The sequence below is a fragment of the Nitrosospira sp. Nsp1 genome (assembly GCF_900100985.1).
Classification (GTDB): Bacteria; Pseudomonadota; Gammaproteobacteria; order Burkholderiales; family Nitrosomonadaceae; genus Nitrosospira.
In genome coordinates, this window is record NZ_FMUF01000001.1 from 114,212 (window position 1) to 137,495 (window position 23,284).

The window sequence follows — 23,284 nt, forward strand, 5'->3', positions numbered from 1 at the left end:
CGTGCGGACACTAGATTGAGGAAAGGTTTTTATGGAGCATGCGGATGAATTCCCGAGCTGGAAGCAGAGGCACGACGGCCGACTTGTTCGGTGTTTCCGGCGTCATTTTAAACAATAAAACCCCATTCGTCACATGGAATGCAAGAATAATTTCATGCTTCCTGTTTATGCAGGAATTTTGTATTGAAAGTAAGCTCCAGCAAATCGATATTGGAAATCTCAACCTCGACATTCGTTTCAGGCGGCACTTCCGGTAGCGAGGCAACCCGTGCTACCAGTGGAAGGCGGTCCAGCTTCACCAGATTTTCTTTCAATACCTGCGCCCCGGTTGTGCTGATATTTTCCTGCAACAGCCAACGCAGGCACCAGTAGCGCTCCATGCTGCGCTGAAAATCTCCGTAAACCTCATAAGTCGCTTCAAAATCCCGCATGAATGTCTGCAGACTCTCGCCCTCTCTCGTGTAAGGCGGTGTCTCTCCGCGCAACAGCGCGATCAGTTGACGCTGATTGATGAAATCGACATACCGGCGCATAGGCGAACTGATCCATGCATACTGCGAAACGCCCAGTGCCTGATGCGGTGCGGGAGAGGTACTTATTTTAACCTTGCCGCCACCCTGGCTACGATAGATGCCGGCAACGCTGTTATCTGCAAGCAGCTTACCCCATTCGGAATTAACGTAAATCATCAATTCCGATACCACCTTGTCAATCGGGGAGCCCCGCCGGCGCTGACTGATATCGATACGATCATCCTTGACGCTGAAGCAATAATCGATTCGCTCGTTATTGCTGTCGTTGGCCTTGCCCCGGAGCGCTTCCGCCTTGCAGGCGAAGTTCCAGAGCGATAGCAACTCTTTTCCGAAAGGATGATCCAGCTTACCTCCCGCCAGGGTATGTTCGTTAAAATGCGCTTCCAGCGTGTCATGTCTGAGGTTGGCGGCGACCCTCACTTGTTCGATACGGCTGCTTGTGGCGAAAACAGTGAAGTCATCCGCGACGTCGAGATACATCGAGACCACCGGGCACAGCCGTTTTTCGCACAACGTATAGTGCTGTATCACGGCGTCCGGAAACATCGTGATCTTCTGGCCCGGGATGTATACGGTTGACAGGCGCTCTGCCGCCAGGGTATCCATCGGTGAACCCGGTGCGATGCCCAACGTCGGGACAGCGATATGGATACCGATGCGAACGCTCCCCAGCGTGAGCGGAGTCACCGAAAAGGCATCGTCAATTTCCGTAGTGGTGACATCATCTATACTGAAGGCAGCCACATCCGCAATGGGCAAATCCACCGGGGCATGCAACTCCCCGCACTCGAATACCCCGAACTCCGTACCTTCAGGAAAATGCTCCAGCAGAAAACGGTTGAGATGATAGTCATGCGTGGAGGGGATAGCACCGCATTTCTCCAGCAATCGGGAAACGCTCAGTTTGCTTGCAGTACAAGCGGCATCAAGTGCTTTCCACTCGACTGTATTCTTGTCGGGACGATAGAGCAGGCCGGATAGCAACGGCTTGAATTCTTCCGGTAGCGTGAACTCGCTCAATAATTGTATATAGCGCGCCTGTTGTTCCGCCTGGCGACGTCTTTTTTCCTGGCTCGCAAGCGCCGCCTCGAGCGCTTTCGGTGGCGCAGCCTTATAGCGCCCGCGACCTTTCTTGTAAAAATACATTGGCGCACTGTGCAGCCGTATCAATACCGCCGCCGCTTCCTCCGGCGTGGCGGCGTGACCGAAATAATCCGCAGCCAGCGCATCGCTGGCGAACTCCGCCTCGATCTCGCAACATTCCCAAAGAAAATCGGGATCCAGATCTTCTGCCTTCTTTTGCGCAAGATCCATGAATTCGGACAGCGAGGGCGCGTCAAACCGAAGCAGCACCGAAGCCGCTTTTATTTTTGCACGCTTGCCGTGAGGCGCCTCCACTTGAAGCGAGGTCGTGTTGTCGGCAAGTATTGAACCCACCTTGAAGGTGCCTTCCTCTTCGTAAAAAACATTCATGAAATGGTTTGCGGAGAACGCCGTTAAAGATTATAGGAAGCGCAAATGCACCGGTTCAGTCGCATACCGCCGCTCAAATTATAGCCCGAAACGTAGCCTTTCCAGGATTCGGAGGACTCGCTCTGGCTGGGGTAGAATACTTGACGATGAAGTGGATACCGATGCGCGGCACCGGCTTTTCGGCGCCTGCCAACTCGGGATGCCGGGAAAACCACACAATACGTGCCTTTGATTGTCATTCAGGGCAAAAGTTTTCTTCCGCGCGTCCGTTTACATAACAAAGACTGTCAGGGACCCGCGTATAGCTCCAAAGAGTGCATCGCCGGCAACACCGGGACACCGCAAACACCCGCTAAGCGGGTAGCAATAGGCAATGATTCCACATTGAGCTGCCGAGGATACTAACACAGCGAGCAATCCCGTATGGGCAGTGCTGGAGCGGCCGTCTGTCAGGCTGTCTCACGGGAAAACGAGGGGAACCCAGCCGTTGCCATGTTCTGCCAGCCTCCAGAACGCTCAGGCCCATCGAGCTGATGCCAGCCGACGCGCTCATGCGGAGTCTCTCAAGATGCTCCGTACACCTGTCGAGCCGGTTTTCGGAGTCAATCGCTTTTGGAGACTGCGCAATCAGGGCTGTGCCGAACAGCACAGCCCATTGCCGCCGCCAGATATTTTGCGGAAATAAACTATAATCATATTAGGGCGTTGCTCTTATTCTCATCCTCTCATTCTCGGTAAAGGGAACCATCGTGAAGCAATCTTCTGCTGTGTTAGCAAAACGGCGCGTATTTTTCATTCCCCTGCTGGTTTTTTTGACCGCGCTCCTGCCTGCCTGTGCAGCATTCGATAAAGACCCGGACCGGGGTGCAACCACGGTACAGCAGGATGTTTTTGGCGATCAGTTCAATACGGTGGAGTACCTTCCCAGCCAGAACTGGCAACCTGCCGACAGCCTGTGGTTTTATAGCGTGACGCAGGGGTCGGATATGATGCCCTATGATTTCTTCATGGTGCTCGAGAAAAAGGGCACCACCGAGCCGTTACGATCCAATGAGAACATGAATCGCTACCGCTATCTGCCGCAGAAGGCGACTTCCAGCAACCCCGATGCGCTGCCGGTTGGCTTCGTCAAGGATACATACAAAGGTAACGACTACGTGGGCCTGACTTGCGCTGCCTGCCATACCGGGCAAATAAACTACAAGGGCAAGGGTATCCGTATCGACGGCGGCCCGGCAGGGGCTGATATGGAAACATTCATGGCGGATATCGTCCGCGCCATGAAGGCAACTCGCGAAAATGAAGAGGTCCAAAACCGGTTTGTGAAAAATGTATTGGCGCGGGGAACATACAAAACAGAGGCTGACGTAAAGGCCGACCTCCAGAAATATACCGAGCGTCTCGCTAGTTACATCACGATCAACTACAGCACGACCCATTACGGTTATGCACGGCTGGATGCCTTTGGACGCATTTACAATCGCGTTCTGGAACATATCGTGACCGTCAAGGAACTCAAGGATTTGCTGAGTGATCCGTGGATAATGAAAAACGCGGCGATAAGTGAAGAAGAGCTGGAGTCGATAGCAGGAAATACGGACAGGGTTCTCAGTGGCGAGCAGCGTGACCAGATCGTCCACAACCTCCTCGCAATCTTGACCAGAAACAGAAGCCTGGAGGGATTGGAACCGCTCGGAAAACTGAGGAAAAAGCTGTTTAATCCGCCTAACGCGCCGGTCAGCTACCCGTTTTTATGGGATACGCCTCAGCATGATTACGTTCAATGGAACGGTCTTACCGAAAATTCGGGATTGAAGGCAATCGCCCGCAACGCGGGGGAAGCGATTGGCGTATTCGGCACCCTGGATTGGACGGAAAGAGACGGATTTTCCTTACCTGCATTTATTACCGGCCAAGGTCTGTTCGGCAGGCATATCAGCTACGACTCTTCCGTCAATGTCCTTAACCTGCGCCGTATCGAAGCACGCCTGTTGAGCCTGCAGTCTCCGCAATGGCCCGAGAATATCCTTCCGCCGATCGACAGATCTCGTCTTGAGAAAGGAAAATCCTTGTTCAACAGGCACTGCGTCAGTTGCCATTCAAATATAAAGCGGGATGATCCCGATCGCCGTATCGTGGCACATATGTCACGCGCCAGCGATGTCGGCACCGATCCCCAGATGGCTGAGAACAGCGTAAATTACCAGGGCTTCTCGGGTATTCAGCGCAACCTGTATGTTTCCGCCGGTGGTGTAGGCGATATCCTGCTCGATCAGCGTGCGCCGGTCTCGGCCTTGCTGACCAAAGCGACCATAGGGGTGGTCGCCAACCCGGAACCGGACAAATGGTTTTTACAGCGTTGGTCCGAGTGGCTCTACAATTTGGCGACAGGCTATCGCGACAACAAGATCAAGCCTTCGATCAAGCGCGGCGAATACGATCCCGATACCACGGCCAATCCGGTTGCCTCGCTGAAAGCTTATAAGGCAAGGCCGCTGAATGGTATCTGGGCGACTGCGCCTTATTTACATAATGGTTCGGTACCAACACTCTACGATTTATTGCTGCCGAAAAAACGCCCGGGAGACCCGGACGATGGCGAATATCGCCCTGACGAGTTTGAAGTCGGATCGCGCGAGTTCGATCCAGCCAAAGTGGGTTTTAAAAGCAGCGGTTACAACGGTTTCCTCTTCGATACGAAAGGCGTCAAGGACGATCGCGGGGGCTATACCAAAGGAAACAGCAACGCGGGGCACGAATACGGGGTAAGACGCATGGCCGACGAGTCTAACGGGCCGGTAGACCAGAAGATCAAGGACCAATGCACGGATGAAAACATTAAAGACGAGGACCCCTCCATTAAAGACAGATGCCTGTACCCCATGTCCAGGGAGGACCGCCTCCACTTGCTTGAATACCTGAAGACTCTTTAACCCAGATAATCCATTAGGACACGAGATGATGGCGAGGCAGGTTGCGAGACAGTTTTGCCAGTTGCGAGAAGTCCATGGCCTGATCTATGGACGCCGCGCAGGTAGCAGAAATGGCGGCGAAAATGGCCGCAAACTGACCGCCAGCACTCGGGTAGGCTCGCAGAGCCGTTTAATGGATTATCTATCTGGGTTTAATCCTGATCATTGACATTTCATAGCTAAAAACTCATAGGGAGCCACAGATGAATGCGAGCACTAGCCGTTACCTCGAGCAATATGATGCCGCCGCCGATTCAGATAAATTTGCATTGGTACGCCGTTGGATCGATACGGAACCCCTGCCGTTTTTTAAGGAATTGCGCGAAAAGCGACCGATTCTGGTGACGTCGAAATGCACCTTGATTACACGCTTCGATGACGTCAGGGAAGTGCTGAACATGCCCAAGGTATTCACGGTTGCGCCTTACGCCCCCAAAATGGGCAACTACCTGATGATGCATGATGACGATGCCCTGCACACACGTGAAAAATCGCTGATGCAGTGCATGCTGAATCGCGATGACCTGCCGGCGGTGCGCGAAATGGTGGGCAATATTTCCAGGGAGATACTCGACAATGCCCATGGCAACATCGAGTTGGTCGGCAATTATTGCCGCATGGTGCCTGCCACGCTGGTGCGGGAATATTTCGGACTTACCGGAGCAAAGCGGGCCGATTTGATCGAATGGTCTTACTGGAACCAATGCGATACCTTTCATAACCATCCTTTTGACGCGCTGCCGCCGGAAAAATCCCAATACATCATCGACCGTCACAATGAAACTTCCAAAGAACTGGGCAAGTTCATCGTCGAACTTATTGCGCGCCGCTTGCTGCAGGTAAAGGCTGAACAACTCACCTTCTCAACCCTCATTCGGTTGGACGATGATATCGTGACCAGAATGTTGCGCACGGATTATCCAAAGCAAGTGGATTTCGACATCAAACGCCTGGGGATTAACGCGGGCGGTCTTTTGATCGGCGCCATCGAGACGACCTCGCAGGCGGTTGCGCAGGTGATGCAGTATCTGCTGGATCGTCCGGAATGGCTCGCCAAGGCAACAACCGCTGCCCAGCAGAACAACACTGCGGAATTCGATGGTTTCGTCTGGGAGGCGCTGCGTTTCGTGCCGATCACGCCTTATTTGTTCCGCACGTGCGAAAGCGACTATACCGCGGCCAAGGGCACGGAACATGCAACGTTGCTTCGCGCCGGAACTTATGTGCTGCCGGTAACCTTGTCGGCAATGTTCGATGAGAGAGCGTTCGAGTCACCAGACGAGTTCATCCCGAAGCGTAACTGGTATAACTATTTTCATTTCGGCTTCGGTAGCCATGAGTGCCTGGGACGCTACGTCGGCATGGTCATGATCCCGGAGATGGTACGCCAGGTCCTGATCCGGCAGAATATTGCGGCTAAAGCCCCGATCGACTATAAAGCCGGTCCTTTCCCGGAACAGTACCACCTTTCCTGGACCGCACAATGAAGACTGCATCGTTCGGACGCAGCGAGTCGATCTGCGGATAAGACTTGCCGCCGCGGTTGGGGCAGGTCTGCGCCAACCGCGGTGTCCGTACCTATCTGGCTCCCGCATCCTTGAGGAGTGTTACCAAATCCTGGTGACGATACTTGGATGCCAGCATGAGTGCGGTTGCGCCGTTACCTGCCGTCGCGTTCACATCGGCCTTGGCGGCAAGCAGTGTTTGCACCACTCCCGTATGGCCGATCTGCGACGCCAGCATGAGTGCGGTAGCGCCATTGCTTAGTCTGGCATTTACATCGGCCCCGGCGGCAAGCAGCATTTGAACGATCTGCCGTTGTCCCTCCTGCGATGCCTGCATCAATACGGTAACGCCATCGCCTCTCCTGGCATTCACGTCTGCCTTGGCGGCAATCAGTTCCTGTACCACCTGCCGGTGACCTTTCTGCGAAGCCTGCATCAACGCGGTCGTGCCGTTGCTCATCTTTGCGTTTACATCCGCCTTGGCCTGGATCAGCGCTTGCGCTACCTCTTCGTAGCCGCCCTGGGACGCCGCTATCAAGGCGGTAACGCCGTCGGGTGCGCGCGCATTCACATTGACTTTTGTGGCGAGTAGTATCTTGACCCGCGAGAGATCGCCGTTGCCGGATGCAGCAATAAGGCTTTCCTCATCTTTATCAGCCCACGTACTCGCTGATGTGCACAATAAAAATAGCGCGCCGAAAATAGAGAGACTTCTGCCGATTATTCCAATTTCGTTTTTCATACCAATCCTCATATCCTAATTTGAGTTGCGGCAGGACTGATAGTTGCGCTGCCGTCATTCCGGCTCACACTGTGTTCGCCGTTCCCGCTGATTCGATTGATTCCTGCCGCACCGCCGAAGTAAGTCGATCCGGAAATACAGTCATCCCTACAGTTTTGACGGCGGTACTCTACATTTGTCCAGCTCGATAAATATCGAAGTGATGTATTATCCTGAATCCGGCAATTGACCGCTCATTGTCAACTAGGCGCTATCACCGAAAAGGATTTTCTGTACCCCTTTTTACCTCTTAAGCTTCACTTTTTTGGTGAGCTCGCAGCGGTTTGGATTCGGGATTATCGTTTTTGAGGAATCAATGCGAAAAATTTTTTTATTACTATCATTGCTGTCGATAGTTTCAACCGTAAATGCTGCCGAAAATCACATCCGTCCCGGATTATGGGAAGTCACAACCACGTCGATGCTGCTGGCGCTGGTGCCCCGGATTCCGCCGGAGCAAATGCAAAAACTGACCAGCCTGGCCAAGCAATATGGATTGGATATGCCTCAGATCCAGAATGGGGCGGCGACATCCAGAGTCTGCATTACCCAGCAAATGGCGGATGAAGAAATTCCATCTTATTTTCATGTACAAGAATCGGGTTGTAGCATCAAAAATGCGATTCGGGCAGAAAACAGCTACAAAATGGATCTCGTCTGTACCCATTCTCAACTAAAAGGCAATGGAAGAGCCGAGGGGACGTTTACAACGCCCGAGCGCTTCTCGGGATGGACCGTATTCAATGGTACTGTACAGGATAATCCTGTCAATGAGCACGCCGACACCAGTGGCCGGTGGATCAGTGCAAGTTGTGGAGCGGTGAAATCAGCGCACTGATCTCGCGCTTATCTTTGGGTCAGCTCGTCACTCCGTAACGGTCGCGCATGGCTACCAGCAGTTTTTCATGGATTCCGCCGAAACCGCCGTTACTCATGATGAGTATATGATCGCCGGGCAATGCGGCAGCTGTGATCGCTCCGATCAATGCGCCCAGGTCATCGTGGTGTATGGCTTTCGCACCCAGGGAAACCAATGCCTCTTTCACATCCCAGCCCAGATTGGCCGTATAGCTGAACACCAGGTCCGCCGCCGCAAGGCTATCCGCCAGGCTGTCTTTCCATAAACCCATCTTCATCGTGTTGGAACGAGGTTCCAGTACCGCGATGACGCGCGCATTTCCTGTCTTATCGCGCAAACCCTGGAGAGTCGTCCGGATGGCCGTGGGGTGATGGGCAAAATCGTCGTAAACGGTGACGCCTTCTACTACACCTCGAACTTCCATTCGGCGTTTGACGTTCTTGAATTCCATCAGCGCACTGATGGAAATATTCACGGGGATACCGGCGTGGCGGGCCGCAGCCAAAGCAGCCAACGCGTTCATCCGGTTGTGTTCGCCCAGCAACTTCCAATGCAGCGTTCCCTGGAATTCCCCCATTAAAGAAATAGCGACCCGACTGTCGGCCAGAACATCGGTCTGCCAACCGTTCGCTACCCCTACCCTTTCCACGGGTGTCCAGCATCCCCTGTTCAGCACACGCTCCAGGCTCTCTTCCCGGCCATTGGCGATGATAAGGCCGTTGCCGGGAATGATGCGTACGAAATGGTGAAACTGCTGCTCGATCGCGGCAAGGTCGGCAAAGATATCCGCATGATCAAACTCCAGATTATTGAGTACTGCCGTTCTTGGGTGAAAGTGGACAAACTTGGAGCGCTTATCGAAAAAAGCGGTGTCATATTCGTCCGCCTCGATGACAAAAAAGCTCGAGCTGCCAAGTCTGGCCGACAACCCGAAGTTTTCCGGAATGCCCCCGATGAGGAACCCCGGTTCCAATCCCGCGTATTCAAGAATCCATGCCAGCATCGCGCTCGTTGTCGTCTTGCCGTGCGTGCCGGCAACAGCCAGGACCCATTTGTCGCGCAAGACATTTTCCGAAAGCCACTGTGGGCCGGAAATGTAGGGAAGGTTACGATTGAGGATTTCCTCCATGAGCGGATTGCCGCGCGTCACTATGTTACCGATGACGAACAGGTCGGGATTCAGCCGGATCTGTTCCGGCGAAAATCCTTCGATCAACTCGATCCCCTGCGAAATGAGTTGACTGCTCATGGGTGGATACACGCTCGCGTCGCAGCCGGTTACCTTATGGCCGGCTGCTCGCGCGATCGTCGCGATACCGCCCATGAATGTGCCGCAAATGCCGAGAATATGAATATGCAAGCTTAGCCCCTGAATTTCGTGAATATGAAAACAAGCACGCGCCAACCAGTACCTTACAGCGTAAAATTGCAGCGCAATCGACCGCTCCTCATGAAAAAAACAAAGGGGATAGATCGCCGGCGCAGTAACCTGGCAAGCCGATCGATGCTGCAAGTATCCTCATGCAGACCTATGCACTAACAAGAACTTGGGGCATATACCCGAAGTACGATAGCGCTGCGTTTCGCGGTCCCGTTACCAACCGATGACTCGGGGCCTGGGCATTGCTACGCTTAGTCGGCATAGCTTATCTTCTGTTTTTTGTTACACTTACAGCTTTGTTCCCCGTTAACTCATCATCAAGGCCAGCTAGCAGCAGGCTCAACGCAAGGCATCCCTCGATTTTCACAAGCCTGGTTCAAATACGCTACGTGCTCTCACGCTTCGATGTCTGTGATACGAGACTTATAAATCTGAAAACGGAAATTCATCCGTATCAAGAAGATTTCCTCTTCAGGCTGGCTATCCTCAAATGAAATCGCGTTTTTCCCGTCCCATTTGCTGGTCAGTTCTTTTATTTTGCCTCGCACATGATGCACGCGCAGATACGCCTTCGCCCGCTAGGGCAACCAATGACAACAGGCCTGTGCTTATCGACGCGGAACGCATACAGGGCCGCCATGAATATGAGGCTGAAGCCAGGGGCGAAGCTGAGCTGCGGCGTGATCGTCTGCGCTCAGCCGAACAAATGAAAGGTCGTCAAAAAACCGATGATAAGGCACTCGGAAATAACGCATCCATTGAACAACCCGGCAGCACGCCGGAAAACGCTCAATCCAGGCCGAAGCAGAACTATACACGATCACCGGCAGAAGAAAATGAGTCTGCTTTGGGCGGCTCGTCCATTGAAACGGAAAGGGGTGGAAACGCGGCTGCCCGCGCCGGGGTTGAGCGTGCGCAAGGCCATATGGTGGAAGAAGATGAAGCCACGCTGCGCAGCAGCACCGGGCCTCGTCCCGTCAGCGTAGCCGCGATACCTGGTGCCCAGCCGGATAAAAACGCTTCGGCTTTTACCGAGGCCCAGCACATTCACGGACACCTGGCACAAGAGGGTGAAGCAAAGCTGCGGCTCGGCGGAGCGGCTGAACCCGAGATTGAAACCGGGCTTGCAGCATCCGACGCGGAAACGGACCCAAAGAAAAACAAGAAGGTATTCGTTGCAGCCGATCGTTTACAAGGACATTCAGGCAAGGAAATCGAAGCCATCGGCAGGGCCGAGCTGTCTAATGGCGATCAGTTCATCTCCGCCGAGCGAATGAAATATCATCAGGACACCGATGATGCGGAAGCCGAAGGCAGCGTGCGTGTCGAGCAACATGGCGACATACTGGAGGGTTCCAAGCTCAAGTTCAACTTGGCGAGCAAAACCGGGCAACTGAGCCAACCCAATTATCGTTTGAAGGATGCCAGCAGCCGAGGCTACGCTGAGACGCTGCTATTTGAGGGCGAGAACCACTATCGGCTTCAAAAAGCAACTTATACCACTTGTCCGGCCGGGGATAATGATTGGTTCCTTCAGGTGACCGACCTGAAGCTCGACAATGAAACGAAGAAAGGCACTGCCAAAATGGTTAAACTCACGTTCCTGGACGTACCCATATTGTATACGCCCTGGATGAATTTCTCATATAGCGGACAGCGCAAATCCGGATTGCTTGCTCCCCTGTACGGCTACAACGCCAGAACGGGCGTTGATGTTACCGTGCCTTTCTACTGGAACATCGCACCCAATTATGATGCGACACTTTCGGCGCGTCTCATGTCGCGGCGCGGTGTTTCGTTCAACAACGAATTCCGCTACATGGATGAAAGATCAAGCGGCACCTTGCTGGGCGATATATTGCCGAATGACCTGGTTACCGGACACACTCGCTGGCGTACATCGTTCTTCGATAACCGCTATCTGGGCAATGGCGTGTCAACCCGCCTCGACTATAACAGGGTTTCCGACGACTTCTACTTTCGCGATCTCGGCAATAATCTGAATCTCACTTCCAGGACAAACCTGCTGCAGCAGGGCCTGGTGTCCTACAACCGCGCACTGGGAGATGACGGCACGCTCAATGTCAGTACGCTCGTACAGAGTTTTCAGACCATCCAGGATCCGCGCGCGCCCATTACTCCGCCTTACAAGCGGTTGCCGCAGTTCACGCTCGCCGCAAATAAACCGGATATTCTCGGAGCGGACGTGAATTTGATCGGAAGCTGGACGAACTTTTCGCATCCTACCATGATAAACGGCACTCGCCTCATGCTCTTTCCCAGCGTTAGTTACCCGCTCCGCAACTCGTATGGTTACATCACCCCGAAGGTCGGGGTACACCATACCAGATATTATCTGGACGCGAGCGCGCCGGACGAGAATCCGACCCGTACCCTGCCCGTCCTCAGCCTGGACAGCGGTATTGCGTTTGACCGCGAGATCGAGTTGCGTGGCGAGCGTTTCACTCAGACCATTGAGCCACGCCTCTTCTATGTGTATGTGCCGTTCCGTGACCAGAGTCACCTGCCCAATTTTGACTCTGCCAGGACGGACTTTGGTTTTGCCCAGATGTTTACCGAAAACCGCTTCAGCGGCAGCGATCGTATCAACGACGCCAACCAGGTGACAATGGCGCTTACTACGCGTCTGATAGAACCTGGCTCGGGAAGGGAGCGCTTGCGTGTCGCCGTTGGGCAGCAGATAAGCTTCATCGATCGCAGGATAAATATCGATGCACCAGGCACGATAAGCCGTCGGCCGGATTTCGTCGCTGCGGTAACCGGGTTTATCACGCCGACAATCAGCACCGATTCGAGCTTGCAATATGATCAGACCAGGTACATGGTCGATGTGATACGCTCAGGATTGAGCTACCGCCCGGAGCCGGGCAGGGTATTGAATGTGGGCTACCGGTTTACCCGCGACGTATTGCATCAGGTCGATGCCTCAGGCCAATGGCGATGGTCGCAAAACTGGCAATCCGTGGCGCGCCTGAATTACTCACTGCAAGACAAGAGAATTCTGGAAGGATTGGCGGGACTTGAGTATAATGCGTGTTGCTGGTCGTTGCGATTCGTGCTCCAGCATCTCGTCACCGCCACTTCGAAATCAACCACAGCGGCTTTTTTGCAACTTGAGTTGAATGGGTTGATGCAAATCGGTTCAAACCCGCTAACTGTCCTGCAGCGTAGCATTCCCGGGTATACCAGGATAGGCAGCCAAGGAAGCAGTCCTTCTGATCAGCGAGATCACTAAACTGGCGTCATTCGCTCAAACCGCCGTCACTTCATCCTATATTCCCCGATAACGCTTATTCACATGGGTACGAAATTTTTTTTGCGTTCCCCTGTCCTGGTGACGTTACTGACTGCCGGAGTGATTGCTGCCGCGCAACCTGCCCATTCGGGCAATATTGAAACCATCGATCATATTGTCGCGGTGGTGAATGAGAATGTAATTACACGTCACGAACTGGACGAGGTGCTCAGCGCCACAGTCAAACAACTGCAGAAACAGGGCGTGCAGCCTCCTCCGCCCGCCATTCTCGAAAAGCAGATACTGGACCGCATTATCGTCAATCGGGTCCAGTTACAACTTGCAAAAGAAACCGGCTTGACGGTAGGCGATACCGAACTCGATCAAACGCTGCGCCGTATCGCCCAGGAAAACAAGATGTCGTTAACGGAGTTCACCAGCGCGCTTGAGCAGGATGGGGTGGCTTTCAGTAAATTTCGGGATGAAATTCGCGATGAGATCATTCTGGTGCGACTGAAAGAGCGCGAGGTAAGCAACCGGGTAAGCGTATCCGAAGGAGAGGTCGATAATTTTCTGGAAACTCAGGAAATCTCGTCTGGAAATAATGACGAATATCACATTGCGCATATTCTGGTAACGATACCGCAAGGCGCAACCCCTTCACAAAGCGAAGCCCGGCGGTTGAGGGCAGAAGCCGCCCTGGCGCTCCTGACAAGCGGCACTGAATTTGCTCAGGTCGCTGCCGAATACTCCGATTCTCCCGACGCGATGACAGGTGGCTTACTTGAGTGGCGGCCCGCCGCTCAGTTAACGAAAAAATTTGCCGAGTTGCTGACCCCGATGAAACCCGGCGAAATAACGCCGATCGTTTCGAGCCCGGGTGGGTTCCACATCCTCAAACTGGTTGACCGCCGCACCCCGCAAGGCGCCGTAACAGTGATAGATCAGACCCATGTTCGTCACATTCTTGTAAAAGTCAGCGAGCTTACATCTGAAGCCGATGCCAGACGACGTATAGCCGACCTGAAAGAGCGCCTGGACCATGGCGGCAGTTTTGAGGAACTGGCAAAACTTCATTCTGAAGATTCCGCATCCTCCTCCGGTGGTGATCTGGGCTGGGTCTCGCCGGGCGATACCGTGCCCGAATTCGAACACGCCATGAACGCGCTCGCACCCAAGCAGGTCAGCGAACCGGTACAGTCCCCGTTTGGCTGGCATTTGATCCAGGTTCTCGCGCGCCGTTCGCAGGATGTCAGCCAGGAGCGCCAGCGTCAAACTGCACGCAAGTCCATTCGGACACGCAAAGCGGACGAAGCTTTTCAGGAGTGGCTGCAGCAGTTGCGTGATCGCGCCTACGTCGAATATCGGCTGGAAGGTCAGGATCAGCACGCCGCTGAATAAGAGATCCCGCCCTGAAGGGGTCAAAAGACCCAGGCTCGCGCTCACCGCGGGAGAGCCCGCGGGGATTGGTCCTGACTTGTGCGTACAAATCGCTCAACTGAATCTGCCATACAATCTGATTGTCATTGCCGACCGTCATTTGTTGCAGGAGCGCGCGCGGTTACTTCGGCTTCCGCTGGAGATAGCGGACTACTCGCCCGACATTGAGGTTGAGCATAAAACTGGCGGGTTGCAGGTACTGCACGTACCGCTGGCTGAACGTCCAGCGCCAGGAAAGCTGGAGTCGGCGAATGCGCGCTATGTTTTAAAAACGCTGGAACGCGCCGTCGACGGATGCACCGATAGCGAATTCAGTGCAATGGTAACCGCCCCGGTACATAAAGGCATCATCAATGACGCCGGCATCGCATTCACCGGCCACACGGAATACCTCGCACAACTTACCAACAGCCGGGTGGTAATGATGCTCGTCGGCGGCGGCATGCGAGTAACGCTCGCAACCACTCATTTGCCGCTCAAGGATGTGGCAGCGGCGATCACGCCGGAAACACTCGAACAGAAGCTGCGCATCATCCGGCACGACCTGGCAACACGCTTTGCCATTCCCACGCCCCGCATCGCCGTAGCCGGATTGAACCCTCATGCGGGTGAATCAGGTCATCTTGGCAAAGAAGAGATGGAAACCATCATTCCGGTGCTCGATAAGCTGCGCGCCGAAGGTATGGATTTGATCGGTCCGCTGCCAGCCGATACCCTGTTCAATCCATTAAAACTGAAGGAATACGATTGCATATTCGCGATGTACCACGACCAGGGCCTGCCGGTATTGAAGTATGCGAGCTTTGGCAGCGCTGTCAATGTAACGTTGGGATTGCCTCTCATCCGCACCTCGGTGGACCATGGCACTGCCCTTGACCTGGCAGGAACCGGCCGCGCCGATCCAGGCAGTTTGATCGCGGCAATTGAAATGGCGGCGATGCTGGCTGGAAATCAGAAATAGAACCCCCGAATGGCAGCGCCGAACCTTACGCGCGGCACGCACGTTGCCGGATAAACCATGCACATTCCCCGCAAGCGCTTCGGCCAGAATTTTCTGGTTGATCCCCGGATCGTAACAGACATAATCCGCGCTATCCATCCTTCCAGGGACGATCTGCTGGTAGAGATCGGGCCGGGGCTGGGCGCATTGACGCGACCCTTGTTGCAATCGCTCAATCATTTACATGTCGTGGAAATTGACCGCGATATCGTCGAGCGTTTGCGCCGGGAGTTTTCCGAGAAAAAACTGGCGGTTTACTCAGCCGATGCATTGCAATTCGATTTCGCCGCTCTGGGAGAAAATCTGCGGGTTATTGGAAATCTTCCCTACAATATTTCCACGCCTATCCTTTTTCATTTAAGTAAGTTCGCCGGCAATATACGGGATATGCATTTCATGCTGCAAAAGGAAGTGGTAGCCCGCATGGTGGCTGCGTCCTCCACTTCGGATTACGGACGGCTTTCGGTGATGCTGCAATACCGCTTCGAGATGGAACAACTCTTCATCGTCCCACTGGAATGTTTCCGCCCCGCTCCAAAGGTGGAGTCGGCGGTTGTTCGCATGATTCCACGCGGGCAACCACTGATTGAAGCCGGCAAGGAAGGGTTATTTGCGCGTATTGTGTCTGCCGCATTTTCCCAGCGGCGCAAAACCTTGCGCAATACGCTGCACGCCCATCTCAAGCCGGAAGATTATCTGGCGCTGGATATCAATCCAATTTCACGCGCGGAGAATTTGTCGGTGGAGCAGTTTGTAGCGATTGCAGACTATCTGGGAGAACGGTAACGCCCGTAATGCGAAACCCGGTTCTATGGATTCATTGTAGCTTCGCTCCCAATGGGTCTATCAGTAACACGCTCAACGATCTCCTCGGCAACGAGAAGAGCGCCGGCAACCGACATATGGTGGATATCAAAATAGAGCGCCTTACCATCCCTTACTGCATAACAATTTTTTTCATCACAAAACAGATCTGATGGATTTATTATCGTAACCTCATCCGAGATTTCATTTTTTCTCCCTGTGATATATTTTTGTCGTTCTTCCCACTCTTTTCTTTTTTTACCCGGAATATTTAATGGTGGCGAATCTAATCTAAAAACAAGACGTTCCATGCCTTCATCAAGAGATGGAGCCTGTAGAACAAGAACGACATCCTTGCCTGCAGCTTTAAATGCATGCAGGATCCCTTTATAAGAATGCCAGGGAGCCGCATTTTCATTGGAATCAGAAGCTGCCCAACCCTCCGTGTGATAGGAAACTACTACGGTATCAATACTCTTATCAGCAATGATGTGCGCCGCCACTTCCTCGGTCCAATGAGAACAATTAATGCTATCTGAATGAGTTTTATCAATTCTGCCGTATGCTGGAGCGCAACCGCTAAAGGAAAAATGTTTTACACCTTTATTATCCTTTTCCAGAACTTTGGCGAGCGCGTAAGCAAGTTCGACCGCATGACTATCACCTAAAACAGCCCAACTTCCATTGGGTACGTAATACTGACAAGCATTCTCCGGTTTTCTATAGTCCGCCCCACTTGTGTGGCACTCCTTTCTTTTAGGGCTTCGAACAACTGTTGCAAGAACCTGTTTTTGCATATAATTTGTTCTTATATCGACAAATCCCCGCGTCAAGACCCCCGCTAAACCGAATAGAACAAAGAACGCCGTAAAGAATAGGGTCGATATAACGAGACTCTTTCTGCTCACCTCATGCTTATTTCGGAATGGTCTCTCAACAAACCGCCAACTCAAGTAAGCAGCAGCAATGGCTAGAAGTATCAGCAGTATAAAAACATCTCTACCGGGATCCGCCAGGGCTACGTGGCGAGCAAAAGCAAATAACGGTTGATGCCATAGATATACGCTGTAGCTTATTAGTCCAAGACCAACTAAAACCTTGCTTGAAAGTATTTTGCCGACCATTGTTTGCCGTGTGGCAAACAAGACAATGAATGTGGTACCTACAGTTGGTATGAGTGCATAAAAACTTGGAAAAAGCGTTTTCCTGTCAAAAACAAATATGGAATATACGATTAAAAATAAACCAAAAATACCCAGAAATTGAATGAGATGAGAGGAGTCGCCGGATTTTATTTTCGTACCCTCTCTACCAAATAAATAAAATGCTGCAAATACGCCGATTAACAGTTCCCATATGCGAGTCGGCAACAGAAAAAAAGTCGCTTGTGGATGATTTGATGCACCCCAGTGGGCTAGTGCCAAACTGGTTAGTGCCACTACGATTAATATGCCAATAACCCAATGCCTTCGAAGTCGCCATGTCAGCACCAGGAAAGCAGGAAACAATAAGTAGTATTGCTCCTCAACAGCCAAGCTCCATGTATGCAGTAATGACTTAAGTTCGGAAGCCGTATCAAAATAGCCACTTCTTTGCCAGAACAAAAAGTTTGATACAGCAACCGGAACAGCAATAAGGCTCTCGGAGAAGTCCTTCATATCGCGTGGCGGCAGCCAGAACCATGCGAAAGGAATATACGCAAGCATGACGAAAAATAGTGCGGGCAATATTCTTCTCATTCTTCGTTCATAAAAATCCACTAACGAGAATGTGCCTGCTTCTTTTTCCGCAAGAATGATGGACGTAATGAGATAGCCGCTGATCACGAAGAATACGTCAACGCCAACAAAACCACCGCTGAATGTATCGAAACCTGCGTGAAAAAGTATGACTGGAACGACTGCCAAGGCGCGTAGCCCGTCAATTTCGCGCCGATATTCCATATTTTATAAAATGAGGTTTTGCAAAATCTTGAATTGCGCTGTTTGCACTAAACGCTATCGAGTTGGTTGAGTTGGCTGATATAGCGCTTTTCGCACTCTACTGGGGACAGACTATGGTTGTAACCATATTGCCGGATTGGGTTATAAAGCATTTCGATGTAATCGAACACATCACGCCGAGCTTGCTCGCAGTTGACATAGACCCTTCGACATAGCCGCTGCTGCTTGAGAAACTGGAAGAAACTCTCGGCCACAGCATTATCATGACAGTTGCCACGCCGACCCTGGCCGCTACGAGGTTGCGGGAATCCATGGCAAATCCAGGTCAAATCCATAGGACCTATGGGGTCACAATCGTAGCGGATTCCGGGTGCCGTTCTATCGTTACGTCGAGCACACATTGGGCTGGTATTGGGTGAGGCGTACGGATACAAATCGAGGAGGGTTTCCGCGATAGCGAGAATCGCTATGGCTGGAGTTGTGGCCCAAGCCAATCGTATTGACCAGTAGCGCCCCACAAACTTGCTGCTGATCGCCGTATTGGCCGCCTTCCTGCTCTGGTGTATCAGCGTTATCGGGAAAAACCAACCGATCGCTAAACAGGTGTGCGTGAATTCCTCCAGCAAACGTGATCCTTATTCGCCGATCTTTTTCGCGCGCCGGCACCTGCGGCAACCCACATTTCGATTATTACCCAGCCACATAGGCAATCGCTCACAACGATCAATCCTTATATCAAAAGCTTATTGTATACCTGAATTTTGCCGGGTTAGCTCAGTCTGACCCCATATTGCCTTGATCAATGTATGAGGTCTTCGAATCCGGCGGTGTAGTAGGTAAGTAAATGAACTAACCCTGCCCCTACTTCTGCATCTTCTTTCGTTCAAATTCTTGCAACATTTGAGCGGACCTCTGGCGTTGTCGTTCGATCTCATCCATCACCTCATTCATCTTCGCTTTAATGTTATCGTGCGTTTGCTGGTTCTTAGCCTTTCTAATCTCATTGCAGTCAAGAAATCGAACAGAGTAGAGTCTTACGTCGATGTCGGAATACCGTTTGTCGAAGACAGCAACGCGCGGCTGTTCGTGTTTATCTACAACAATCATTGCGGGCGCATAGCCAAAAATGTAGTTTGAGTAAAAGCAATAGCCACCTAGGCGATATAGCTTTTCAGTTTGAAGGGAATAACTTGAGTCTTGAAGGTCCGCCGCTTCGGAAAGTAAGCCAACATAGACGATGACGTTGTTGACCAACTCCTCGTGGTCGCCTCGTGAGGAAAATCCTCCTGCTGCTGTGCTAGTGGCAATTAACGACAAAGCTATGGCGCAAATGCGATTAATTGTCATGAAGTCTATAACAGATTGAGCCAGTCAGGCTCTTCTGACTTCTGATCTAGCTTGATGAATAGATAATCTGCTATGGCATCAGTCGGAACATCTGCGACAGTGCTTATGACGAGTTGCAGCTTTTCTCGCTCAGTATCTGTAAATGGCTCAGCATTCGGAGAAGTCAGTTTTGGGAGTACTTTTTTGAGTATCGCGATAGCTTCATCGTGTGGAATCTGGAAAACTTGCTGGGTCCAGTCTCTCGCATCAATCCACTCTTCGACTTCCTTCCTGGTGAAGTTGAGCGACCGAGCAAGCACACTTTCCATTGAAAGTAAGCTGTGTTTGGTTGTTCCGTTTTTGTGTTCGGAGATCTCACGAATGAATCTCTTAACAGTTGCGAAATATGCTCTGCGTACAAACTCCTCAGCGTTGGGAAGATTCTTGAATGAAACCCAGTCAAACTCAGCAGCTTCATTTTCTAGGGTTCTGTTTGCAGAGGAACCGCCCCTGTCTCTGACACGAAAGCGTACACATATCCTATTTTGCATTAAATAGTCCTTTTTATATCCTTGCAACAAATGTTATTGTATTTTCGCGATATTACATCTCAAAGATTCAACGGAGTCCGTTTCGATTAGTATTATGGGCGCTATTTCTTCGGCATATAAAGATCAGTTATCGTCCCTTCTGCAATTTCAGCTGCAAAAAACACCGTTTCAGATAATGTCGGATGCGGATGAATGGTGAGCCCGATATCTTCCATATCTGCACCCATTTCCAACCCCAGTACGGTTTCAGAGATCAGTTCGCCCGCGTTGACGCCTACGATGCCGGCACCGAGAATGCGGCGGGTTTTCTTGTCCAGCAATAGTTTGGTCAAGCCTTCATCACGCGCCATGGCAAGTGCCCGGCCGCTTGCGGCCCAGGGGAACGCCGCCTTTTCGTATTCCACGCCTTGTTTTTTGGCTTCGGTTTCGGTTAATCCCATCCAGGCAATTTCCGGATCGGTGTAAGCCACCGACGGAATGGCGCGTGCGTCGAATGCCGCATTTTTCATTTTTTCTCCGCCGGCAATGATTTCCGCGGCAAGCTTGCCTTCGTACGTAGCTTTATGCGCCAGCATGGGTTCACCGACGATGTCGCCGATTGCGAAAATATGCGGCACATTGGTGCGCAACTGCTTATCCACTGAGATGAAGCCGCGCCCGTCCACGTTGACACCGGCGCTATCGGCACCGATATCGCGCCCATTGGGGCGGCGGCCTACCGCCATGAGAATGCGGTCGTATGTTTGCGGCTCTGGCGTAGCGCTTGAGTTCTGTTCTCCCTCAAACGTCACTTTCAGTCCATTTTCGCGAGACTCGATTCCGGTAACCCTGGTTTTCAGATAGATCGCTTCATAGCGCTTTTGTATGCGTTTGTGCAGCGGCTTGATAAGGTCGGAATCCGCGCCGGGAATCAATTGATCCATCAATTCGACCACGCTCACTTTCGAACCCAGCGCGTCATAAACCGTTGCCATTTCCAGGCCGATTATGCCGCCACCGATAATAAGCATGCGCTTTGGAATTTCCTCCAGCTTCAACGCGCCGGTTGAATCGACGATGCGGGGATCATCATATGGGAAACCGGGAACGCGTGCCGCGCTTGAGCCCGCGGCGATGATGCAATGTTCAAACGACACATTTTTCTGACCGTCTGCTGTTTCCACCTGCATCATATTGGGCGAGATGAACTTGCCGATGCCTCGCACAACCTCGACCTTGCGCTTCTGCGCCAACCCCGACAAACCTTTGGTGAGCTTGCTGGTGATGGAATCCTTCCATTTTCGCAGTTTGTCTATTTCTATGCCGGGTTTGCCGAAAACAATGCCCTGCTGGGCCGTTTCCTCGGCATCGGTAATGACTTTTGCCACGTGCAGCAGTGCCTTGGATGGAATACAGCCGACATTGAGGCATACACCGCCCAGTGTTGGGTAACGCTCGATCAATACCACCTTCTTGCCAAGATCGGCGGCACGGAACGCAGCGGTGTAGCCGCCCGGGCCCGCGCCCAATACCACGATATCGGCATGGATGTCGCCGCGCGGCACAGCGGTGGTGGAATTGTCTGTTGTAGGTTTCAGATCGACGATGAGGGGTTGCCCTTGCTCCCCTTCGTCTTTTTTTTGATCTGAATCAGGCGTGGCGTCGGGAGAAATTTTTCCGCTCTGCTCAGCCGCCTCCAGCATCAGTATGAGTGATCCTTCTGAAACCTTATCGCCGAGCTTGACGTTGATTTCCTTCACAATGCCCGCTTGAGGCGAAGGAATCTCCATCGCCGCCTTTTCGGTTTCAAGCGTGATAAGCGACGTTTCCTTTTCCACCGTCTCGCCCGGTTTCACCAGGATTTCGATAACGGGAACATCCTTGAAGTCACCGATATCGGGGATTTTGATTTCGATAAGTTGAGCCATAACAACCTTGATTTGAGGGAAAAAACCGAACTCCCTGTTGGAAGTTTATTACCGGGTCTATTGCCTGACGTGCCCGTCACCCAGCACAATGAATTTCTGGCTGGTCAGCCCTTCCAGCCCCACCGGGCCACGGGCGTGTATCTTGTCGGTCGAGATGCCTATTTCCGCACCGAGGCCGTACTCGAATCCATCGGCGAAACGGGTGGAGGCATTCACCATCACTGAACTGGAATCCACCTCGCGCAGGAAACGGCGGGCGCGACCATAGTCTTCTGTAATGATCGAATCGGTATGCTGCGAACCATAAACGGCAATGTGCTCGATAGCCTGATCCAACCCGCTTACTACACGTATGCTCAGAATCGGCGCGAGATACTCGGTGTGCCAGTCTTCTTCCGTCGCTTCGCTCATCTGCGCAATAATGGCGCAGGAAGCGGCATCGCCGCGCAGTTCCACACCCTTGTCCAGATAGATCTGGCATAGGGAAGGGAGTACTTTCCCCGCGATGGCCTCATGCACCAGCAGTGTTTCCATGGTATTGCAAGTGCCGTAGCGCTGGGTTTTTGCGTTATCTGCAACACGAATGGCCTTGGCGAGATCGGCGCCGTCATCGATATAAACGTGACAGACACCGTGCAAATGCTTGATGACGGGAATACGCGCTTCGTTGGAGATACGTTCGATCAGCCCCTTGCCTCCGCGCGGCACGATTACGTCAACAAACTCTTTCATGGTGATGAGTTCGCCCACGGCTGCCCTATCCGTGGTTTCAACTATCTGTATAGCCGTTTCCGGCAGCCCGGCAGCTTTCAACCCTTCCTTCACGCAAGCTGCGATCGCCTGATTACTACGGATCGCTTCCGATCCGCCGCGCAGTATCGCCGCGTTGCCTGCCTTGAGGCATAGTCCCGCCGCGTCCGCCGTGACATTAGGCCGCGCCTCATAAATGATGCCGATCACGCCAAGCGGCACGCGCATTTTTCCGACCTGAATGCCCGCGGGACGGTACTTCAGGTCACTGATCTCGCCCACCGGATCGGGCAGCGCCGCGATTTGCAACAGACCTTCCGCCATGCCCGCAATGCTTTTGGAGGTGAGCGTCAGGCGATCAATCAAAGCCGGTTCCAGCCCCCGGGTTTTCGCATTGTCCACGTCTCCGGCATTTGCGGCCAGCAGTTGCTGCTCGTCACGCTTGATGGCCAGGGCCATGAGCGTGAGTGCCCGGTTTTTGTCCGCGGGCTCGGCCTTGGCCATCAGGCGCGATGCAGCGCGAGCTTCACGTCCTATTGATTGCATGTAAGTCTTGATGTCGATGATGTCCATGCCACAGTCCCATTTAGACAATGAATTAAATAAGTGCGAAATCCCAGCGATATTAGCCGAAGCTACACGCTGGCGATATCGCTGACATAAGAATGGCGAGCAACTATAAAGGCGTCATACGGCGGGAGGCCAATATCCAGCGACCGGTAAAACGTCGCTCCGGGCTTGGACCGTATTCCGGCTCAAACCCGGAATGACGAACCCGACCCTATCACCCCGCGGACAAATAG

15 protein-coding genes and 1 pseudogene are annotated in these 23,284 nt (G+C 52.6%); 7 read left to right on the top strand and 9 right to left on the bottom strand.

Going from position 1 to position 23,284, the window contains the following annotated elements:
• Positions 1–152: 152 nt before the first annotated feature.
• Positions 153–2,006 carry a ribonuclease catalytic domain-containing protein gene (locus tag BLP78_RS00515; RefSeq protein ID WP_090455302.1) on the bottom strand — a complete coding sequence of 618 codons (1,854 nt, stop codon included), beginning with the start codon at positions 2,004–2,006 and terminating at the stop codon, positions 153–155.
• A 749-nt stretch (positions 2,007–2,755) separates the two neighbouring features.
• Between BLP78_RS00515 and BLP78_RS00520 the strand changes: the two genes are divergently transcribed.
• Together BLP78_RS00520 and BLP78_RS00525 are read left to right on the top strand one after the other, a co-directional pair.
• On the top strand, positions 2,756–4,939 hold the full coding sequence (locus tag BLP78_RS00520; protein ID WP_305367053.1) for a di-heme-cytochrome C peroxidase: 2,184 nt from the start codon (positions 2,756–2,758) through the stop codon (positions 4,937–4,939).
• 242 nt (positions 4,940–5,181) lie between these two features.
• Positions 5,182–6,465 carry a cytochrome P450 gene (locus BLP78_RS00525; protein ID WP_090455304.1) on the top strand — a complete coding sequence of 428 codons (1,284 nt, stop codon included), beginning with the start codon at positions 5,182–5,184 and terminating at the stop codon, positions 6,463–6,465.
• A gap of 91 nt (positions 6,466–6,556) precedes the next feature.
• On the opposite strand, the gene BLP78_RS00530 is transcribed toward BLP78_RS00525, so the two are convergent.
• On the bottom strand, positions 6,557–7,225 hold the full coding sequence (locus BLP78_RS00530; protein ID WP_176752742.1) for an ankyrin repeat domain-containing protein: 669 nt from the start codon (positions 7,223–7,225) through the stop codon (positions 6,557–6,559).
• Between the two features lie 355 nt (positions 7,226–7,580).
• On the opposite strand from BLP78_RS00530, the gene BLP78_RS00535 reads away from it, so the two are divergent.
• Positions 7,581–8,102 carry a DUF3617 domain-containing protein gene (locus tag BLP78_RS00535; protein ID WP_090455309.1) on the top strand — a complete coding sequence of 174 codons (522 nt, stop codon included), beginning with the start codon at positions 7,581–7,583 and terminating at the stop codon, positions 8,100–8,102.
• A 19-nt stretch (positions 8,103–8,121) separates the two neighbouring features.
• Here BLP78_RS00535 and mpl read toward each other — a convergent pair whose 3' ends face one another.
• On the bottom strand, positions 8,122–9,483 hold the full coding sequence (gene mpl / locus BLP78_RS00540; protein ID WP_090455550.1) for a UDP-N-acetylmuramate:L-alanyl-gamma-D-glutamyl-meso-diaminopimelate ligase: 1,362 nt from the start codon (positions 9,481–9,483) through the stop codon (positions 8,122–8,124).
• Positions 9,484–10,108: 625 nt separating this feature from the next.
• Between mpl and BLP78_RS00545 the strand changes: the two genes are divergently transcribed.
• The 4 genes from BLP78_RS00545 (at position 10,109) to rsmA (ending at position 15,986) form a co-directional block, all read left to right on the top strand.
• Entirely contained in the window at positions 10,109–12,760 is a 2,652-nt protein-coding gene (locus tag BLP78_RS00545; protein WP_256329917.1) for an LPS-assembly protein LptD, read from the top strand.
• A gap of 63 nt (positions 12,761–12,823) precedes the next feature.
• Positions 12,824–14,161, top strand: coding sequence for a peptidylprolyl isomerase (locus tag BLP78_RS00550; protein ID WP_090455313.1), 1,338 nt, complete (start codon positions 12,824–12,826; stop codon positions 14,159–14,161).
• Positions 14,154–15,161, top strand: a complete 1,008-nt coding sequence (gene pdxA, locus BLP78_RS00555) for a 4-hydroxythreonine-4-phosphate dehydrogenase PdxA (RefSeq protein WP_090455552.1) — start codon at positions 14,154–14,156, stop codon at positions 15,159–15,161. Before BLP78_RS00550 ends, pdxA begins: the two co-directional genes overlap by 8 nt.
• 57 nt (positions 15,162–15,218) lie before the next feature.
• Positions 15,219–15,986, top strand: a complete 768-nt coding sequence (gene rsmA / locus BLP78_RS00560) for a 16S rRNA (adenine(1518)-N(6)/adenine(1519)-N(6))-dimethyltransferase RsmA (protein ID WP_090455315.1) — start codon at positions 15,219–15,221, stop codon at positions 15,984–15,986.
• Positions 15,987–16,009: 23 nt separating this feature from the next.
• Here rsmA and BLP78_RS00565 read toward each other — a convergent pair whose 3' ends face one another.
• The 6 genes and pseudogenes from BLP78_RS00565 to BLP78_RS00590 form a co-directional block, all read right to left on the bottom strand.
• Positions 16,010–17,947, bottom strand: a complete 1,938-nt coding sequence (locus BLP78_RS00565) for an acyltransferase family protein (protein ID WP_090455318.1) — start codon at positions 17,945–17,947, stop codon at positions 16,010–16,012.
• A gap of 47 nt (positions 17,948–17,994) precedes the next feature.
• A pseudogene (locus BLP78_RS15855) lies at positions 17,995–18,228 on the bottom strand (IS3 family transposase); the annotation flags it as partial.
• A 580-nt stretch (positions 18,229–18,808) separates the two neighbouring features.
• On the bottom strand, positions 18,809–19,294 hold the full coding sequence (locus BLP78_RS00575) for a hypothetical protein (protein WP_090455322.1): 486 nt from the start codon (positions 19,292–19,294) through the stop codon (positions 18,809–18,811).
• Between the two features lie 5 nt (positions 19,295–19,299).
• Positions 19,300–19,824 (bottom strand): hypothetical protein, encoded by a 525-nt coding sequence (locus BLP78_RS00580; RefSeq protein ID WP_090455324.1) that lies wholly within the window; start codon positions 19,822–19,824, stop codon positions 19,300–19,302.
• A gap of 101 nt (positions 19,825–19,925) precedes the next feature.
• Positions 19,926–21,731 carry a dihydrolipoyl dehydrogenase gene (gene lpdA / locus BLP78_RS00585; RefSeq protein WP_090455327.1) on the bottom strand — a complete coding sequence of 602 codons (1,806 nt, stop codon included), beginning with the start codon at positions 21,729–21,731 and terminating at the stop codon, positions 19,926–19,928.
• 57 nt (positions 21,732–21,788) lie between these two features.
• Positions 21,789–23,054: a glutamate-5-semialdehyde dehydrogenase gene (locus tag BLP78_RS00590; RefSeq protein WP_090455329.1), complete on the bottom strand. Its 1,266-nt coding sequence runs from the start codon at positions 23,052–23,054 to the stop codon at positions 21,789–21,791.
• Between the last annotated feature and the right edge of the window lie 230 nt (positions 23,055–23,284).

Coding starts and splice junctions, on each gene's coding strand:
- BLP78_RS00575 (WP_090455322.1), bottom strand. CDS start 19,294: ATGACAATTAATCGCATTTGCGCCATAGCTTTGTCGTTAATTGCCACT.
- BLP78_RS00565 (WP_090455318.1), bottom strand. CDS start 17,947: ATGGAATATCGGCGCGAAATTGACGGGCTACGCGCCTTGGCAGTCGTT.
- BLP78_RS00515 (WP_090455302.1), bottom strand. CDS start 2,006: ATGAATGTTTTTTACGAAGAGGAAGGCACCTTCAAGGTGGGTTCAATA.
- lpdA (WP_090455327.1), bottom strand. CDS start 21,731: ATGGCTCAACTTATCGAAATCAAAATCCCCGATATCGGTGACTTCAAG.
- BLP78_RS00550 (WP_090455313.1), top strand. CDS start 12,824: ATGGGTACGAAATTTTTTTTGCGTTCCCCTGTCCTGGTGACGTTACTG.
- BLP78_RS00590 (WP_090455329.1), bottom strand. CDS start 23,054: ATGGACATCATCGACATCAAGACTTACATGCAATCAATAGGACGTGAA.
- BLP78_RS00525 (WP_090455304.1), top strand. CDS start 5,182: ATGAATGCGAGCACTAGCCGTTACCTCGAGCAATATGATGCCGCCGCC.
- BLP78_RS00580 (WP_090455324.1), bottom strand. CDS start 19,824: ATGCAAAATAGGATATGTGTACGCTTTCGTGTCAGAGACAGGGGCGGT.
- BLP78_RS00535 (WP_090455309.1), top strand. CDS start 7,581: ATGCGAAAAATTTTTTTATTACTATCATTGCTGTCGATAGTTTCAACC.
- rsmA (WP_090455315.1), top strand. CDS start 15,219: ATGCACATTCCCCGCAAGCGCTTCGGCCAGAATTTTCTGGTTGATCCC.
- BLP78_RS00530 (WP_176752742.1), bottom strand. CDS start 7,225: ATGAAAAACGAAATTGGAATAATCGGCAGAAGTCTCTCTATTTTCGGC.